Origin of the sequence: Symbiopectobacterium purcellii, assembly GCF_019797845.1 — a bacterium.
Lineage (GTDB): Bacteria > Pseudomonadota > Gammaproteobacteria > Enterobacterales > Enterobacteriaceae > Symbiopectobacterium > Symbiopectobacterium purcellii.
This window is the reverse complement of sequence record NZ_CP081864.1, coordinates 3187080-3204803: the sequence shown is the minus strand read 5'-3', so window position 1 is coordinate 3204803 and position 17724 is coordinate 3187080. Positions and strand designations below refer to the sequence as shown.

Sequence of the window (17724 nt, the reverse complement as noted above, 5' to 3'; positions counted from 1 at the left end):
GATGTCAGTGGTTTCAGAAAGTGATGATCCTGGCGGTAAACCTGTTTAGCAATAGTAAACGGCACAACAGCACTGACGCAATAAACACCGATACCAGCAGAACAAATTTCAGGTTGACATAGTTAAAGTCATATAGCGTGCTAATGAAATAAAACACGCTGTAATGCACAATATAAACGCCGATCATTGCCGGGCCAATAAACTCGACGACGTAAGTTATAATTTTGTTTTTTATGGTGATATTTTCAAACACAATGAATAATGCCAAACACATGGTCAGCAGATGCAGATGTTCAAGAAGCAGCCAGGGGGTGACAATATTCTGCGTGTGGGTGGATAGAAAGCGTTCGTAAAAGAACATCGAGATGCCTACGGGTATCACCATCATGCGAGCCAGCCAGATGATACCGGTTTGGTGGGTAAACCGCCTGCCTGCGGCGGTTCCCAACATTCTTCCCACAATATAGTACCCTCCCCATACCCAGATAAATGAATAGCTGTGTATAAAGAGTGGATCATCGCGCATATCTAATGGGCTGAATATATCGAATAAAAGAATAATGGCGAGTAAGATCGAAAAAAAAGCCAATGTCATTTTTACATTATGTATTGCCTTAATGATAAGTGGGTAGATGATGTAAATTATGCCAATGGTTAACATTATTCCATTTTGCAGTATGTATCCCTGCTGAATATATTGGAATGTAATCAGTGACAGGATAATATTCCAAAATAAGATGATAAATACCACGTTTTTGATTTTTATCCTGACCTCTTTTTTGGTCAGGTTATCGATATTGTCAAAATAACCAATAAGGATGAAAAACAATGGTTTAGAAATTGTTGAGAGAAAGTAAAGAACACTCATAGCGTTAGCATTAATAAAACATTCATTAACGCAAAGTTGACTGGCTGAGTAAAATGTGACGGCGGCAAAACAACTCAAACTTTTTAAGGCGTGTTGGCTGACATCTCTGATCATGGCTCATTCACCTTTAGCCGTAAGTCCTATGGTCATATCCCTGTTTTTCATGAAGATAAGCGTAGTGTTAAAACAGTTCTACGCCTAGTGAGGCATCTGAGTGCAGCGCGTTGCCACTGCATTTATTTCTGTGTTTCCCCTATTTTACTTCATGATTTTTAATGTTTTTAACAGTGCAGCGTAATCAATATCCTAATTCTTTACGATTGATGGGGGTCGTCTGGATATTGCGACTTTTTATAATATTATTGAAGTGATAGCCATAATAAATAGGAGTGAGTACCTCTCACTACTCTCAAATCAGATATTTCCCTTTACGAAATCTTGTTGTTTGTGTCCTTACAGAAAAAGAGTAGGTCAGAAAATTAATACTCTTCAATAGTCCATCACATCAATGGCCTTGTGTCAGGAAGGAATACCATGGCGAGCTCATCAGTAAATAAGCTGTCCTTATGGTCTCTCACGGCGTTGGTCGTGGGATCCATGATTGGCGCTGGAATATTTTCGTTACCGGCGACTTTTGGACGCGCAACCGGGGGATTTGGTGCCATTATCGCATGGTGTATCGCGGGTGGCGGTATGTTAATGCTGGCTTTTGTTTTTCAATCTCTGGCACAACGTAAACCCGATCTTGATTCTGGGGTCTTTATCTATGCGAAGGAGGGATTTGGGGATTATCTGGGGTTTGCCTCCGCATTAGGTTTCTGGGCGGGAACCTGTATCGGTAACGTTTCCTATTTCGTACTGCTCAAATCCACGTTGGGGGCTTTTTTCCCGGTCTTTGGTGATGGCAACACGATCTCTGCGTTGGTGGTGTCGTCAATCATCCTGTGGGGGTTCCATTTCCTGGTACTCAACGGCGTCAAAAACGCTGCCACCATCAATACCATTGCCACGGTGGCAAAAATTGTCCCGATTATTGCGTTTGTCGGGGTACTGATTTTTGCCTTCCAAAGTGACATCTTCATGCTAAATTTCTGGGGTTCACCGGCGGCGGTGCCCGTGACGCCCGATCTTGAGCACCTCAACGATTATGGCTATGCCGGTCATGCGGCGGCAGCGATTATGCCAGCGCAGGAACCTGAGTCTCTGTTCAGCCAGATCCGTAGCACCATGCTGGTGACCGTGTTTGTGTTTCTGGGGATTGAAGGGGCCAGCGTTTATTCCCGCTATGCCAAAGAGCGTCGTCATGTGGGGATTGCCAGCGTAATGGGGTTCATCGGCGTATTAGGGCTGTTGGTGCTGGTGACGTTGCTCTCTTACGGCGTGTTGCTGCGCCCGGAATTGGCTGGCCTGCGACAACCGTCCATGGCGGGCGTGTTGGAGGCCGTTGTGGGGCCATGGGGCCGCGTCTTTATCAGCGTTGGTTTGATCGTTTCAGTATTGGGCGCCTACCTCTCCTGGTCATTGCTGGCTGCCGAAGTGCTGTTTTCCGCGGCCAAGCACAAAAGCATGCCGAAAGTCTTTATGACCGAGAACAAACATGACGTGCCCTCTGCTGCTGTTTGGCTCACCAATATCACCATTCAGGTGTTTTTGATCCTGATGCTGTTCAGCCAGTATGCCTTCCAACTGGCGATCGAGTTGACCAGTTCATTGACCCTTATCCCCTATTTATTGGTGGCCGCGTACGGGTTGAAACTGGCCTGGACGGGGGAAACGTACGAAACCGACAAGCGCGATCACCGCAAAGATCTCACGTTTGCGCTCCTTGCCACACTGTATGCCCTGCTGATGCTGTACGCCGGAGGGATGAAATACCTGCTGCTTTCGGCTGTGATTTATGGGCCGGGCACCGTGTTGTACATCATGGCTAAACGCGAACAGCGGGTTGCGCTGTTCAATAAAACTGAACTTGGGATTTTCGCTATCGTTATGGTCGCCGCCATTGCTGCAATCTACAGCATTGCGACAGGCATTATTACTATCTAAGTGAGGCTGCTTATTATGTCGACAAAAAAGAAGTCTGAGAAGAAATATGGCGTGCATTCGGAAGTCGTTAAATTACATAAGGTTATGGTGTGCGCACCAGGCAAAGCACACAATCGGTTGACGCCGAGCAACTGTGATGAACTGTTATTTGATGATGTGTTGTGGGTTGAACGTGCCAAGCGCGACCATTTTGATTTTATGACCAAAATGCGCGAGCACGGTGTTGAGGTGGTGGAAATGCATAACCTGCTGGCGGAAACGGTGGCACTGCCGGAAGCGAGAAAGTGGATTCTGGATCAGCAGATTGTGCCGGATGAAGTCTCTCTGGGCATTTTGAACGAAACTCGCAGCTTTCTGGATGGGTTGGCACCGCGCGCGCTGGCTGAAGTGTTAATTGGCGGTTTGTCGACCACCGAACTGGCGAAAGAAGGCTATGCCGATCACGAAGAACTCAATCTGATACGCGATGCGGCAGGCATTACTGAATATTTGCTGCCGCCGCTGCCCAACACGCTGTATACCCGCGACACCACCTGCTGGATTTACGGTGGGGTAACGTTAAACCCACTCTACTGGCCTGCTCGTCATGAAGAAACCATCCTGACGACCGCCATCTACAAATTCCACCCTGATTTTGCTAACGCAAACATCAATATCTGGTATGGCGACCCCACCAAACACCACGGCACTGCCACACTGGAAGGCGGCGATGTAATGCCGATTGGTAATAAAACCGTATTGATTGGTATGAGTGAGCGCACGTCGCATCAGGCCATCACGCAACTGGCAGCCTCCCTGTTTGCTAACAAAGCCTCCGGCGTTGAGCGGGTGATGATTGCAGCGATGCCGAGATTGCGGGCTGCCATGCACCTGGACACGGTGTTTACCTTCTGCGATCGCGATGTGGTGACCCTTTACCCTGCCATTGTGAACCAGATTCGCACCTTCTCGTTGCGCCCTGATGATGGCCCAACCGGGATGAAACTGTATCGCGATAAGGGCACCTTTACCGAAGCGATCGCCGGTGCATTGAACCTCAAGAAACTGCGCGTGGTGGAAACGGCCGGTAACGATTACGACACCGAACGCCAGCAGTGGGATAGCGGTAACAACATGGTCGCCCTCTCTCCTGGTGTGGTACTGGCTTACGATCGTAATACGAAGACCAATACCCAATTGCGCAAGGAAGGGGTGGAGGTTATCGAGATCGTCGGCAGTGAACTGGGGCGTGGACGCGGCGGCGGTCACTGTATGACGTGTCCAATCATTCGTGAGCCTGTGGATTATTAATGTCCCCCATCAGGCGCTCCTACCGAGCGCCTGATGAACACGCACTGTCAGTGCACGAGATAGTTATGCTAACCAGGTGCCAGGCCTGATTCACCTTTCTGCGATAGCGTTTACCGCTGTAATGGTTATGGCGATGACGTAGCGGCGCGTGAATCTGATCCGAAGAGATTGCATCGTGAAAATAAAATTTATTGTTATTACGTTTATCGCGTTTTTTATTTCTGCCTGTGACAGGGAGGCGACCGAACAACGCATTACGGTACGGCCTGTGAGTATTCTGGAAGTGAGCAACAGCGCGCAGCAAGGCGTGCGTATCTTTCCCGCCAGAATTATTGCGGGTGATAGAACCGAGTTGGCGTTTAAACGTCCCGGTCAATTAGAACGGTTGCTGGTGCGTGAAGGGGAACCCGTTACACAAGGGCAGGTGATCGCGGAGCTTAACAGCAATGATGCTCGACTGCGCCTACAGGATCGCCAGGCCACTTTCAACCTGTCTCAAACCCAATTCAGCCGTTACGCGGCGTTAAGCGAGCGTCATATTGTGGCGCGTGCTGAACTGGACGTGCAGCGCGCCGCGCGTGACTCGGCCCAGGCCGCGTTGAAACTGGCGAAAGAAGAGTTGGACGATACGATAATCCGGGCTCCGTTTCCCGGTGTTATCGCCATGGTCAACGCTCGCAATTATCAAATTGTTGCAGCAGGACAATCTATTGCCACGTTAAACGCGCTGGAGTTGCTGGACGTGGAATTCAGCATTCCCGAAAGCCTTTTTATTCTCATTGATGCCAATAATGTTAAATATCAACCCGTGGTTGAATTGAACAACTTGCCAGGACGAGAGTTTATCGCCAGCTACAAAGAGCACACCGCACAAACGGTGTCGGGTGCGCTGACCTATCGTATGGTGCTGACCATGCCGCGTCCGCAAGATATCCCGTTGTTGTCGGGCATGAGCGGCAGGGTGAAGATCAATCTGGGGAATCTGCCCGGCAGTGTGGCTGCGATGGCGGTGGTTGTGCCTGTTGAGGCGGTATTCAATCCGGATACCAGCGCCGAGCATAAACCGCATGTGTGGGTGGTTAATGATCATGATGGCAAGCTGTTTGTCACGTCGCGTCAGGTTGAACTGGGTCAACTGACGGCGAATGGTATTCAGGTCGTTTCCGGGTTGTCTCAAGGGGAGCGCATAGTGGCAGCCGGCACCCGTGAGCTTAAGCCAGACCAGGAAGTGAGAGCATGGGTTCGTGAGCGAGGTCTCTAATGAAACTGACAGAGAACTTTATCAACAACGGCACTCGCATCTGGCTGTCGATTTTATTGTTGGGTCTGGGTGGCGTCATTGCCTTTCTGAATATTGGCCGATTGGAAGATCCTGCGTTTACCATCAAAACGGCGGTGGTCATTACCCGTTATGACGGCGCTACCGCGCAGCAGGTCGAGGAAGAGGTGACCTTACCGCTGGAGAATGCCATTCAGCAACTGCCCTACATCGATAGTATTTCCTCGATTTCCAGCGTGGGGCTGTCGCAAATCACCATCAATATCAAAGCGCAGTATGGACCGGATGATTTACCACAGATCTGGGACGTACTACGGCGCCGTATTGGTGATGCGGCACGCCAACTGCCACCCGGTGCGAGTCCGCCTTTCGTCAACGATGATTTTGGCGATGTGTATGGCTACTTCTTTTCCCTCTATGGCGATGGCTATTCCAATCAGGAGTTGCGTAATTTTGCTGAGGTACTGCGCCGCGAACTGGTGGTCGTGCCGGGGGTAGGAAAAGTGGCGATCGTCGGGGTGTTGCCGGAAGAGGTGCAAATAGAAATCTCCCGAGCTCAGATGACCGCTGCCAATATTGTGCCGCAGCGCTTGTATGATTTGCTCAGTCGGCAAAATGTCGTGTCCAATGCCGGTGAACTCTTGGTCGGCAGCGAATCGATCCGTTTGCACCCCACCGGTGAGTTCGACAACGTACAAGAACTGGGTAACCTGTTGATCAGCGAACCTGGCAGTCCGCGCAGCGTCTATCTGCGAGATATTGCCACCATCAGCCAGGGTGTAACGCATTCGCCGAACAATATCTATCGCGCCAATACGCAGGCTGCGCTCTCCGTTGGTGTCTCTTTTGCTCCCAGCGTAAACGTGATTGTGGTGGGCAATGCCATCAAAGCACGGTTGGCGCAGTTGGAAGCCGAACGACCTGCAGGCATGGCGTTGAATGTGTTTTACGACCAGTCCCATGAAGTTGAGGGGGCGGTGAATGGTTTTATCATGAACTTCCTGATGGCGTTGGCGATTGTCATTGGTACGTTGCTGATTTTTATGGGCGTTCGCAGTGGACTGGTGATTGCTGCTTCTTTGGCGCTGAACGTGTTGGGCACGCTGCTGATCATGAAGTTGCTGAATATCGAATTGCAGCGTGTTTCTCTTGGGGCATTGGTGATAGCGCTCAGCATGCTGGTCGATAACGCGATTGTGATCGTTGAAGGCGTATTGGTTGGTAGGCAGCGCGGTGCTACGGCGATGGATGCGATCAACCGCGTGGTGAAGCAGACTATGTTCCCGCTGTTGGGGGCGACGATTATTGCCGTGCTGGCGTTTGCGCCTATTGGTTTGTCTAACGACTCCACCGGTGAGTATTGTAAATCACTGTTTCAGGTACTGCTTATCTCGCTGATGCTGAGTTGGTTTACTGCACTGACACTCACACCCGCTTTCACCAAGTGGGCGTTTGAAAAGCAGAAAATGGCACCGCAGAACCCGGATGAACCGGCGAGAAATCCCTACGATGGTTGGCTATTTCGCGTCTATCGTTCCCTGTTGGGTACCTTGCTCAACCAGCGCACCTTGACGTTAACGCTGTTGGTAGGCTTGCTCGTCGCAGCGGTAGTGGGGTTTGGCAGTGTGCGGCAAAGCTTTTTCCCGCCGTCGAATACGCCTATCTTCTTTGTCGATCTCTGGCTGCCACATAGCACCGATATTGCTTATACCGAGAAGATCGCGGCGGAAATCGAAAAGCACATCAGCGAGCAACCCGGTGTCGACAATACCATGGTGACGGTAGGACAGGGGGCGTTACGGTTTATGCTGACCTACAACTCCCAGCGACAATACGCCAACTATGCGCAGATATTGGTGCGTACGGACGCGCTGAATCAGATCCCGACGTTGATTCGGGATATTGAAGCCTATATGCGTGATAACTACCCGGCGGTGAAAGGTCAGGCGAAGCGCATTATGTTTGGCCCGTCCAATAGCAGTTCGATCGAAGCGCGATTTATTGGTAACGATCCCATGATACTGCCTTCGTTAGCGGCCACGGCGGAGCAGATAGCGAGAGCTGATCCGGATTCCGATGGGGTGATGCACGACTGGCAGGAAAGCACCAAAGTCATTCGTCCGCAGTTCTCTGATTACCTCGGGCGTGAGTTGGGTGTTGACAAGCGTGAGATCGACAATGCGTTGCGGATGAGCTTTGGCGGCATCAATGTGGGGCTTTACCGTGACGGAACACGCTTGATGCCTATCGTGTTGCGTACGCCGGATGCGGAGCGGTTAAATGCCGACCGGCTCAATGACGTCATGATCTGGAGTCAGGCGCGACAAGCATTCATTCCGATCGATAATGTGGTTAACCGCTTCACGACCGAATGGGAAGATCCGCTGATTATGCGTCGCGATCGTATGCGTACGCTGACGGTACAGGCCGATCCCTCGTCGCAAAGTGGTGAAACCTCTGCCGAGCTGTTGGGGCGTATTAAGCCTGCTATCGATGATATGGCGCTGCCGCATGGCTATCGTCTCGAGTGGGGCGGTGACTATCAAAGTACCAAAGAGGCGCAGGAAGGGCTGCTCACCAGTCTACCCATTGCCTTTATCGTGATGTTTATCATCACCGTATTGATGTTTAGCTCGGTGAAGCATGCCATCGCCATTTGGCTTACCGTGCCGCTGGCGTTAATCGGTGTCACCGTCGGGTTCCTGCTTACCGGGATTCCGCTCGGCTTCATGGCGTTGATTGGCCTGCTTAGCCTGAGCGGAATGTTGATTCGTAACGGTATTGTATTGGTGGAAGAGATTGGTCTGCAACGGGAGCAAAAACCGATGCGTGATGCCATCATTGATGCATCGACCTCCCGTTTGCGTCCTATCCTGCTCACCGCGTTTACCACGGTGTTGGGGTTAGCCCCGTTACTGAGCGATGCCTTCTTCCAAAGCATGGCGGTGGTTATCATGTTTGGTCTGGGTTTTGCCACCGTGTTGACACTACTGGTATTGCCCGTGATTTACAGTTGTATGAATAAGGACGAGAAAGCAGTATCCGTCGCCTCCTGAGGACGCTGACAATTCTGCCTATTTTCATAGCCAGGTAGCGTGCTGCCTGGCTATGTTATTTCTTCCCGTGGTATCAGTGGTGTAATAAAATAATGCCAAAACGTTATGAGTAAAAACGTGGCGGAGTGTGGTACAAAACCGCTATATACCCTAAATAATTCAAGTTGCAGGACAAAACGTTTACGTTTTGAACAGCCCTTGCCGTGTTACGAGGCTCATTTATGCGTCTCGTAACGCGGCAAGCGAATGAATCCCGATGAGCTTACTCAAGTAAGTGATTCGGGGGAATGAGTGCAGCCAACGCACCTGCAGCTTGAAGTATGACGGGTATAGCATGACAACGACTGACAGCATAAGCCTCAGCGACATAATAACGACATCTGCCTGCCGTACCCTTGCAGGAGCCATGCCACTGTGGGGCATGGTGCGTTGATGATGATGTAAGGTAAATATCTATGGAAGAAGGACTGCACATGCCGGGTTCTGCGCGCGGGCTCAAAGTGGCGAAAATGCTTCAGACGATACTCAATATTGGGTTATTGCTGCTGGCGACCATTCTGGTGATTTTCCTGATGAAAGAGACCTTTCATCTGGCGCAGGTGTTGCTGATCAGCAGTGAACAAGACTCTTCTTTTCAGCTTATTGAAGGGATTGTTATCTACTTTCTCTATTTTGAGTTTATCGCGCTCATCGTGAAGTATTTTCAATCGGGCTATCATTTTCCGCTACGCTATTTTGTCTATATCGGCATTACCGCGATTATTCGCCTGATCATCGTGGACCACAAAGATCCGCTGGATACCTTGGCGTATGCCGCCGCTATTCTGGTGCTGGTGGTGACGCTCTATCTGGCGAACAGCAAACGGCTTAAACGCGAGTAACCTGTCATTCAGACTAACAGTGGACACTGCGGCGGCAACCGGCAGCTCAAGGCGGCGGGCACGATGTCGATGCGGAATCGGTTGGCGCTTAACGGCTCGCCATCCAGGTTAAAGGTGATGTCGTCGGGCGCAACGATCTCCAGCCAGGGCAAGGTCGCGGCGATCACATTCGGGTTCTCGCTGCCCGTGAACAGCGCCTGAAGCATGTTAGGCAACAACTCCTGGGCTGAGAGTACGCGCAGTTGCAATTGCCCATCGTTGATCAGTGCTTCCGGGCACAGTGGTTGGCCGCCGCCCGCCTGCCGCCCGTTACCGATGGCGATCACCAGCGTATCGCCGGACCATTGAAAATCGGGGCCGCGAATCTCACAGCGCTCAGCGGTCAGCATATCCATACGCAGCAAGGCGTGCAGCACGTAAGACGCGCCTCCCAGTGCGGATTTCATTTTCGAGGGTGTTTCTGTGGTGATGCGAGTGGCAAAACCGCCGGTAGCCATATTGATAAAATAGTGGCTGTCGTTGACGCAGGCGACATCGACAGGCGTCGCGTGACCTTTTACCGCCAGCGCTAATGCATGTTCAACATCAAGCGGGATCTGGCAACTGGTGGCAAAATCATTCGCAGTGCCGAGTGGGATGATGCCAAGCGTTGGACGCTGGGCTGGTACACATTGCACCAGTGCGCTGGCGACCTCATTGATGGTGCCATCCCCTCCGGCGGCAATCACATTATCCACCGTAAGCTGCACGGCTTCCTCGACATAGCGTTTGGCATCGCCGTGTTCCCAGGTCACGCGTACATGCAGCGTAAATCCGGCTTTTATGTACTCTTGCACTGCGCTGCGCAATACGTCGTTATCGGTGTTTTTACCTTTGAGAATCAGCAGGGATACGGGATGATGTTGGCTCATGGCGTGCTCCTTTTGGCGCTGAAAAGCGGCAATGACAGGTATACACAGCGTAGCCAGAAATGGCCGAGAGCGGTATCAGAACAAGGGATAAAGCAGGAAAAAAGGCAAAGAAAAAGCCAGCCCAAGGGAGATTGAGCTGGCCAAGGAGGTGGTTCCTAGGGGCTGTTGACAATTAACACAGCCAGACGAATGCAGCAGCGAGCGCAACGAATGATGCGAAGCGTTTTGAGAGTTTGTCGAAGCGTGTAGCTACGCGTCGAAATTGCTTGATACGGCAAAAGAAACGTTCGATCAAATTGCGTGAAACGTAAAGATGTTTGTCCAGTGGGCGTTGCTCACGGCGATTCTCTTTGCTGGGGATGACAGCCTGAATGCCTACCGACTCCAGATATTGTAGAATCACATTCGTATCGTAGGCTTTGTCTGCAGCCAAGCTTGAAGGTTTCAATTCACCAAGTAAAGGCAATGCTTCTCTGGTGTCGCTCTTTTGACCACCAGTCAAACTAAAACGGGCAAGCATGCCCAGCCCATCAACCAGAGCGTGAATCTTGGTTGTCAATCCCCCGCGAGAACGACCAATCGACTGGTCACCGTTTTTTTGGGAGCGCCCGCTGCATGCTGATGAACCCGTACGATAGTGCTGTCGATGAAGATTTCCTCGAAATCGGCATCGCCCGCAAGTTCAGCAAAAACGGAATGCCATATTTCTGCCCGTGACCATCTGGCAAAGCGTTTGTACACACAGTTCCAGAGTCCGAAATCGGGTGGTAAATCTCTCCATGGGCTTCCAGTTCGGGCGATCCATAAAACCGCTTCGACAAAAAGCCGATTATCTGCTGCTGTTCGTCCCGGATCCGAATCCTTTCCCGGCAAAAACGGGCTAATCCGTTCGTATTGGTCATCACTGAGCATCAATCTTGGCATTCTGCTTTTCCAAAAAAGACAGAATGTAAACAGATTCTTTTACAAAAAAACAGGTTCTTGGCGATGATTGTCAACAGGCCCTAGTAGTATCACTACGCTTATTTTTCGTTCTAGATTTTCTCAGCGACGCAATACTAACCAGATAGTAAGGGTATTGATGTGATCTGTTTCTAAAATTTGCGAAAAGTCGCAGATTGTGCCTCTGAGTCATTCCCACGCTGACGGGAATGACTCAGAGACTAACCCCAGAGGTCCCCGGCTTTCGCCGAGGACGACACACAAGAGGATTGTGCTGCCTTACGCTGCATTGGGGTTACGGGTGGTCACGTCACTCGGCAGGTTACGCAGCAGTAACGCAAACTCCAGCGCCACGTCATCGGGCACTGGCAGGTAAACGATATGCCCGTTCCCCGGGGCGACATCGATGGCTTCACCTTTGGCGTTTTGCAGCGCATCGAGTGTGAATTGAATGTTGCCGTTCGGCGTCATCATCTCCACGCTGTCACCGAGTGAGAACTTGTTTTTCACTGCCACTTCAGCCAATCCGTTACGCCGCTCGCCGGTAAATTCACCGACAAACTGCTGACGGTCTGATACCGAATAGCCGTATTCGTAGTTTTGGTAATCTTCATGAACGTGGCGACGCAGGAAACCTTCGGTATAACCGCGGTGCGCCAGACCTTCCAGCGTTTGCAGCAGTGTCGGATCGAAGGGCTTGCCTGCGGCAGCATCGTCGATCGCCTGACGGTAAACCTGTGCTGTGCGTGCACAGTAATAGAAGGATTTGGTGCGGCCTTCGATCTTGAGCGAATGCACATGCATCTGGGTTAAACGTTCAACGTGCTGAATGGCGCGCAGATCGCGCGAGTTCATGATGTAGGTGCCGTGCTCATCTTCGAATGCACTCATGTACTCACCGGGGCGCAGGTTCTCTTCCAGCATAAACACTTTGTCGGTCGGCTCACCAATACCCAGCGTGGGTTCTACATTCTGTACCGGAATCGGTTCATGCAGGTGAACGATATTGCCGGTATCGTCTTCTTTCCCTTCCTGCACTTTGTATTCCCAACGGCAGGCGTTGGTGCAGGTACCCTGATTGGGGTCACGCTTATTGATATAGCCGGAAAGCAGACAGCGGCCAGAGTAGGCCATGCATAATGCACCGTGCACGAAAATTTCCAGCTCCATGTCCGGTACCTGCTGGCGGATTTCGGCAATCTCTTCCAGTGACAGTTCGCGAGACAGGATCACGCGGCTCAGCCCCATTTGCTGCCAGAATTTCACCGTTGCCCAGTTCACCGCGTTGGCTTGCACCGAAAGATGAACCTGCATCTGCGGGAAGTGTTCTCTGACCAGCATGATCAGGCCGGGATCGGACATGATCAACGCATCCGGCCCCATATCAATCACCGGTTGAAGATCGCGCAGGAAGGTTTTCAGTTTGGCGTTGTGCGGGGCGATGTTCACCACCACGTAGAATTTTTTCCCCAGTTCGTGGGCTTCGTTGATCGCGAGCGCCAGCGTCTGGTGGTTGAATTCGTTATTACGCACGCGCAGGCTGTAACGGGGTTGACCGGCATAAATCGCATCAGCGCCATACGCGAAGGCGTAGCGCATATTTTTTAGCGTACCGGCCGGAGAAAGCAGTTCCGGTTTAAACATGGTGTCTCTCTGGTCTGATCACAAGTCAGGCTGTTCCCCAAGGGAACAGTAAAGGAGGGGGATTCTAGCGCTAATGTTGGTAAAAATCAGCTAACGACGCAGAAAAAGTGTGGCTATTGCCCACGCGCACACTGGCGTGGGCCACGAGGATTAGTTCCCGAGGGTGGCGCGGTTGTGCGCGCGTTGTAAATCAACCTGCGGGCCGAGCGGCACAATGCCGGTCGGATTCAGCCAGCGGATACCGTAATAACCCGCTTTGATATGGTCGATATTGACCGTCTCTTTGATGCCAGGCCACTGGTAAAGCTCACGCAAGTAATTCGACAGGTGAGGGTAATCTTCTATGCGGCGGATATTGCATTTGAATGCACCGTGATAAGCCACATCGAAACGTACCAGGGTGACAAACAGCCGCCAGTCAGCCTCGGTAATGGTATCACCCGCGATATAGCGATTCGTCGCCAGATGTGTCTCAACGCGATCCAACGTATCGAACAGCGTCGTCACGGCGTTTTCGTAGTGTTCTTGGGTTTTGGCAAAGCCGGTTTTGTATACGCCGTTGTTGATGTTGTGGTAAATCAGCTCGTTCCATTCGTCAATGGTGGGGCGCAGCGCGAGGGGGTAATAATCCTCATGGTTCCCGGTCAAGGAATCAAACTGGCTGTTGAACAGACGGATGATATCGGCCGATTCGTTATTGACGATACGCCCTTCGATACGATCCCACAGCACCGGTACAGAAACCTTACCGGTGTAATGGGCATCTCTGGCGGTATACAACTGATGGAGATAGCGCACGGGAGCAACGTGTTCGCCGGCCTCTTGCGGGGTGGTAAACGCCCAGCCGTTATCTGCAATCACCGGTTGTGCAATGGACAGGGAAACAATATTTTCTAGTCCCTTGAGCTTGCGGAACATCAAGGTGCGTGATGCCCACGGGCAGAGATAAGAAACAAAAAGTTGATAGCGCCCTGCTTCTGGGATCAGCGTAGTTTGGCGAAACAGCGTTTCCTGACGCTGAAAGGCCCCGTTTTTGATCTCTTCTGCGGCGACATCGCCATTGACCCATTGGCCGTTAACTAAACCTGACATGATATAGCGTTCCCCGTCTTGCCTGTTGTCGGTGAGATAAACGTAAAAATAATCATAGTTATTGTTGTGACGTTATCCATGTTAACAGCCGGGAGAAAGCGTAACAGGGCAGATTTTTCATCAAGTCGAACAGTTTTTTTGACGAGCAGGCCTTAACGCCGATTTCCCGGCGTACCCGTGCAGCCGTACCAGGGGGGAGTGCTAAGCTGTTCGGCCAGAAAATCGATAAAGCGTCTTACCTTCAGTGGCAGCAATTTGCGCGTCGGGTAGACGGCGTAAATATTCAGCGCCAGCGATCTGTAATCAGGTAGCACTTCGACCAGTGTGCCTGCGCGTAAATCCTCACCTACCAGAAAATCCGGTTGCAGAATAATGCCTTGATGCGCCAGCGCGGCATAACGGCAGGTATCTCCGTTGTTGGCATGAATATGCGGCTGGGTTTTCACCGCGATAGTCTCACCGCCATCGTTGGGAGAGAAGTGCCACTCATTGCCCGGTGCCCAGTAGCTGTAAGAGATAACGCGATGATCGCGCAGCGCCTGCGGATGTAGCGGTGTACCCTGCTGCGCCAGATAGGCCGGTGAGGCACACAGCACCATGCGTGTTTTGGCGAGCGGACGACACACCAACATGGAGTTAGGCAATTGCGCGATGCGAATCACCACGTCGTAACCTTCTTCCACCAGATCCACCACGCGGTCTGACAGAATGATATCGAGTTTCACCTGCGGGTTTTCTTCCACAAATTTACCCCACAGCGGCGCGAGGTATTTCACGCCGAAGGTTTGCGGTGCACCCACGCGTAATCGCCCATGTACCTCCGCCGAGCAGGCGGTAATTTCTGATTCGGCTTCTTTTACCGATGCCAGCAACTCTTTGCAGCGCAAATAGTAGTTCTGGCCTTCCTCCGTCAACGATAATCGACGCGTTGTGCGTTGCAACAGACGCACACCGAGATACTCCTCTAACTCGGCAACGTGGCGTGACACCACCGGCTTAGATAACGCCACCGTGTCCATAGCACCGACAAAACTGCCTGCCTCAACGACCGCCACAAAGGTATTCATGGCCTGAAACTTGTCCATCCTGCACTCCGCATGATTGTTTCTATATTAGAGATAATTAGTCTCTAATCACCCTATATATCTCTAAATATAAGACTTGTAAACTCCCAAACCATGAAGCGAAACCTGTGTTTCATTCACTAACTATATACATATCAGCTAATTAACCAGGAGTTCCATCATGATTATCACCGTTGTAGGTACCGGCAATATGGGGTCCAGTTTTGTTAAGCGTTTTACGCTGGCAGGGCATCAGGTTCGCGTGACAGGGCGTGACCTTAACAAAGCACAAGCATTAGCCGCGCAGTTTAGCGGTGCACAGGCCGAGCCTGCCGCCGTTGCCGCGCAAGGTGCGCAGGTGATTGTGTTGGCGACCGCTTACGGTGACGCGGTTAGCGCACTCTCTTCGCTGGGGGATATCAGCGGCAAAGTGGTGATTGATATTACTAACCCGCTGTCTGCGGATTACATGAGCCTGACGCTTGGTCACAGCACGTCAGCCGCGGAAGAGATTGCCAACGCTTTTCCGGCGGTACGCATCGTCAAAGCGTTTAACACCACGTTTGCACAGGTGATAGCAGAAGGCCCAGCCTTTGCCGCAGGACAGGTTGCACCCGTGTTCTATGCCGGAGATGACGTTGAGGCCAAAGCGACGGTTCAGACCTTGATTGCCAGTACGGGTTTCAAACCGGTCGATGCAGGCACGCTGCGCAATGCCCGTTACCTCGAACCGTTAGCCGGTTTGAATATCTATTTTGGCTACGGCGCTGGATTAGGCACCGATATCGTTCCGGCCTGGCTGAGCCGCGCATAAATAACAAATGACTATTTTGACGAAACAGGAGAATGGAATGAAAAAAGTACTTAGCGTCGCCATCGCATCGCTGTTGATGGCTGGGGTTTGCGCGCCGTCGTTTGCTCAGGATCGTCCGGCCGACATCATCAGCCCGATAGCCGATCAGATTCTGCCGAACAAAGTCAGCGCTGCCGATGCGCGTAAAGCCGGACGCGTAGCCTACGACAAGCCAACGCCCGAAAACACCATTATGTTGTTTATCGATCAGCAGGTGGGGTTGATGGCCAGTACGCGTGATTTCAATCAGGCATCCGGCTATAAAGCCAACGTGGTCGCGTTGGCCGAAATGGCGAAAGCGTTAAAGATTCCGGTGTTGATCACCTCGTCGAATGCGCAATGGCAAAACGGCGACACTCTGCCGGAACTGAAAGAAATCTTTAAAGATGAACCCATTTATCGCCGCACTGGGATCATCAATGCCTATGAAGATCCTTCATTCCGTAAGGCGTTGGAAGATCTGGTGAAAAAGACCGGTCGTACGCATATCATTATTTCCGGGGTCACGTTGGGGACCTGCGTTGCCTTCCCGACGCTTGCCATGTTAAATGACGGCTATCAGGTTTATCCCGTGGTGGATGCCTCCGGTGCCTGGAGTAAGTATGAAGCGGATGCGGCGATGCAACGCATGACGGCAGCGGGCGCGCAGTTGGAAACGGTCTACGCGTTAGGGGCAGAACTTCAAGCCGACTGGAAGAAACCCTCCGCCGATGCCATGTTGAAACCCTTTATCGACGGGCTGCCGGAATACGGTTGGATCTTGCAGAACTACTGGAACAACGCCAACAAACACACGGTGCCAGATCCGTTTGGTGTGGTGAAGTAAGCGGTTATCAGGGGGGCCCACCTGTCGGGAACCCAGGCTGATGACAAAGCCTGTTGTTAGGCGAAGTGCGGCGATGGGGTCGTAGCGGCGTAAGTCGCCGACAAATTTGCCCGGAGCAAATTGGAACAGCGCTTGCGCTGGCCCGTAAGGTGGGGCACAGGGATGTGTTCCATAATGGCCCCTCGTCGCGATTCGCCGGGAAACACGGACCTACCGAAAGGGGGGGTGGGAACCTGAGTACGTTAGATCACTTCACAGGATCCGGCTTCCCAGCGGTATCCCATGCCATAAACGGTGCGGATAAACGATGTCTGTTCGTCCAGTTGCTCCAGCTTGCGTCGCAGATTTTTGATATGGCTGTCGATGGTGCGATCGGTCACGACGCGGTAGTCATCGTAGAGCTTATCCAGCAGCGCTTCGCGCGAAAACACCTTACCGGGCTCTGTCGAAAGGGTTTTCAGCAGGCGAAACTCTGCCGGCGTCAGATCGAGTGGTTGTCCGAGGTAGCTGGCCTGAAACCGGCTATTATCGATCTGCAAGGCGGCTTCCAGTCCTGTCTCGGGCGGCGGTGCAGATTGCCAACGGCAGCGGCGCAGCAGGGTTTTTACCCGCACCACTACTTCCCGTGGACTGTAGGGTTTGCAGATATAATCGTCTGCACCAATTTCCAATCCCAGCAGCCGATCAATCTCCTCGCTGCGCGCGGTTACCATAATAATCGGCACATTGGAAAACTGACGGATGATGCGGCATAGCGTCAGGCCATCGGTGCCTGGCAGCATCAAATCCAGCAGAATCAACGACGGTGAATGCTCACGTACCCAAGGCAACACCGCATCGCCATGGGTGATCCAGTGTGTGTGGTACTCTGCGGCCTGAAGGTAGTCCACCAAAAGTTGGCCGAGCTTGGGCTCATCTTCAACAATCAGCACCTGCTCTGGCAGCGTCTCGTTCGATAAGGTTTCAGTCATC

At 51.8% G+C, this 17724-nt stretch carries 13 protein-coding genes and 1 pseudogene; 7 read left to right on the top strand and 7 right to left on the bottom strand.

Annotated elements, in window-relative coordinates; genetic code table 11:
- Positions 1-13: 13 nt before the first annotated feature.
- Positions 14-982: an acyltransferase family protein gene (locus tag K6K13_RS15020; RefSeq protein WP_222157717.1), complete on the bottom strand. Its 969-nt coding sequence runs from the start codon at positions 980-982 to the stop codon at positions 14-16.
- A gap of 420 nt (positions 983-1402) precedes the next feature.
- Between K6K13_RS15020 and K6K13_RS15015 the strand changes: the two genes are divergently transcribed.
- From K6K13_RS15015 to psiE, 5 genes are all read left to right on the top strand, one after another.
- Positions 1403-2914: an amino acid permease gene (locus tag K6K13_RS15015; RefSeq protein ID WP_222157716.1), complete on the top strand. Its 1512-nt coding sequence runs from the start codon at positions 1403-1405 to the stop codon at positions 2912-2914.
- Between the two features lie 15 nt (positions 2915-2929).
- On the top strand, positions 2930-4204 hold the full coding sequence (gene arcA / locus K6K13_RS15010; protein WP_222157715.1) for an arginine deiminase: 1275 nt from the start codon (positions 2930-2932) through the stop codon (positions 4202-4204).
- Between the two features lie 175 nt (positions 4205-4379).
- Positions 4380-5465, top strand: a complete 1086-nt coding sequence (locus K6K13_RS15005; protein WP_222157714.1) for an efflux RND transporter periplasmic adaptor subunit — start codon at positions 4380-4382, stop codon at positions 5463-5465.
- Positions 5465-8539 (top strand): efflux RND transporter permease subunit, encoded by a 3075-nt coding sequence (locus K6K13_RS15000; RefSeq protein ID WP_222157713.1) that lies wholly within the window; start codon positions 5465-5467, stop codon positions 8537-8539. Before K6K13_RS15005 ends, K6K13_RS15000 begins: the two co-directional genes overlap by 1 nt.
- A 473-nt stretch (positions 8540-9012) precedes the next feature.
- A complete protein-coding gene (gene psiE / locus K6K13_RS14995; RefSeq protein ID WP_222161120.1) occupies positions 9013-9420 on the top strand; it encodes a phosphate-starvation-inducible protein PsiE in 408 nt (135 codons plus the stop codon).
- An 8-nt stretch (positions 9421-9428) separates the two neighbouring features.
- Here psiE and yegS read toward each other — a convergent pair whose 3' ends face one another.
- The 5 genes and pseudogenes from yegS to K6K13_RS14970 all read right to left on the bottom strand — a co-directional run bounded on the left by yegS (position 9429) and on the right by K6K13_RS14970 (position 15094).
- Positions 9429-10331 (bottom strand): lipid kinase YegS, encoded by a 903-nt coding sequence (yegS, locus tag K6K13_RS14990; RefSeq protein ID WP_222157712.1) that lies wholly within the window; start codon positions 10329-10331, stop codon positions 9429-9431.
- Positions 10332-10503: 172 nt separating this feature from the next.
- A pseudogene (locus tag K6K13_RS14985) lies at positions 10504-11243 on the bottom strand (IS5 family transposase).
- 309 nt (positions 11244-11552) lie between these two features.
- Positions 11553-12917 carry a prephenate-dependent tRNA uridine(34) hydroxylase TrhP gene (trhP, locus tag K6K13_RS14980; RefSeq protein ID WP_222157711.1) on the bottom strand — a complete coding sequence of 455 codons (1365 nt, stop codon included), beginning with the start codon at positions 12915-12917 and terminating at the stop codon, positions 11553-11555.
- Positions 12918-13067: 150 nt separating this feature from the next.
- Complete coding sequence (locus tag K6K13_RS14975; RefSeq protein WP_222157710.1) at positions 13068-14009, bottom strand: glutathione S-transferase family protein; 942 nt, start codon at positions 14007-14009, stop codon at positions 13068-13070.
- A 152-nt stretch (positions 14010-14161) separates the two neighbouring features.
- Positions 14162-15094 carry a LysR family transcriptional regulator gene (locus K6K13_RS14970; protein ID WP_222157709.1) on the bottom strand — a complete coding sequence of 311 codons (933 nt, stop codon included), beginning with the start codon at positions 15092-15094 and terminating at the stop codon, positions 14162-14164.
- 160 nt (positions 15095-15254) lie between these two features.
- Between K6K13_RS14970 and K6K13_RS14965 the strand changes: the two genes are divergently transcribed.
- Both K6K13_RS14965 and K6K13_RS14960 read left to right on the top strand, forming a co-directional pair.
- Entirely contained in the window at positions 15255-15887 is a 633-nt protein-coding gene (locus tag K6K13_RS14965) for an NADPH-dependent F420 reductase (RefSeq protein ID WP_222157708.1), read from the top strand.
- A gap of 37 nt (positions 15888-15924) precedes the next feature.
- Entirely contained in the window at positions 15925-16752 is an 828-nt protein-coding gene (locus K6K13_RS14960; protein WP_252120309.1) for an isochorismatase family protein, read from the top strand.
- A 242-nt stretch (positions 16753-16994) separates the two neighbouring features.
- Here K6K13_RS14960 and baeR read toward each other — a convergent pair whose 3' ends face one another.
- Positions 16995-17723 (bottom strand): envelope stress response regulator BaeR, encoded by a 729-nt coding sequence (baeR, locus tag K6K13_RS14955; RefSeq protein WP_222157707.1) that lies wholly within the window; start codon positions 17721-17723, stop codon positions 16995-16997.
- Between the last annotated feature and the right edge of the window lies 1 nt (position 17724).

Bases quoted from the DNA above. Each gene is read 5' to 3' on its own strand.
- arcA (WP_222157715.1), top strand. From the start codon at position 2,930: ATGTCGACAAAAAAGAAGTCTGAGAAGAAATATGGCGTGCATTCGGAA.
- K6K13_RS15020 (WP_222157717.1), bottom strand. From the start codon at position 982: ATGATCAGAGATGTCAGCCAACACGCCTTAAAAAGTTTGAGTTGTTTT.
- trhP (WP_222157711.1), bottom strand. From the start codon at position 12,917: ATGTTTAAACCGGAACTGCTTTCTCCGGCCGGTACGCTAAAAAATATG.
- K6K13_RS14960 (WP_252120309.1), top strand. From the start codon at position 15,925: ATGAAAAAAGTACTTAGCGTCGCCATCGCATCGCTGTTGATGGCTGGG.
- K6K13_RS14975 (WP_222157710.1), bottom strand. From the start codon at position 14,009: ATGTCAGGTTTAGTTAACGGCCAATGGGTCAATGGCGATGTCGCCGCA.
- yegS (WP_222157712.1), bottom strand. From the start codon at position 10,331: ATGAGCCAACATCATCCCGTATCCCTGCTGATTCTCAAAGGTAAAAAC.
- psiE (WP_222161120.1), top strand. From the start codon at position 9,013: ATGCCGGGTTCTGCGCGCGGGCTCAAAGTGGCGAAAATGCTTCAGACG.
- K6K13_RS15015 (WP_222157716.1), top strand. From the start codon at position 1,403: ATGGCGAGCTCATCAGTAAATAAGCTGTCCTTATGGTCTCTCACGGCG.
- K6K13_RS15000 (WP_222157713.1), top strand. From the start codon at position 5,465: ATGAAACTGACAGAGAACTTTATCAACAACGGCACTCGCATCTGGCTG.
- baeR (WP_222157707.1), bottom strand. From the start codon at position 17,723: ATGACTGAAACCTTATCGAACGAGACGCTGCCAGAGCAGGTGCTGATT.
- K6K13_RS14970 (WP_222157709.1), bottom strand. From the start codon at position 15,094: ATGGACAAGTTTCAGGCCATGAATACCTTTGTGGCGGTCGTTGAGGCA.
- K6K13_RS14965 (WP_222157708.1), top strand. From the start codon at position 15,255: ATGATTATCACCGTTGTAGGTACCGGCAATATGGGGTCCAGTTTTGTT.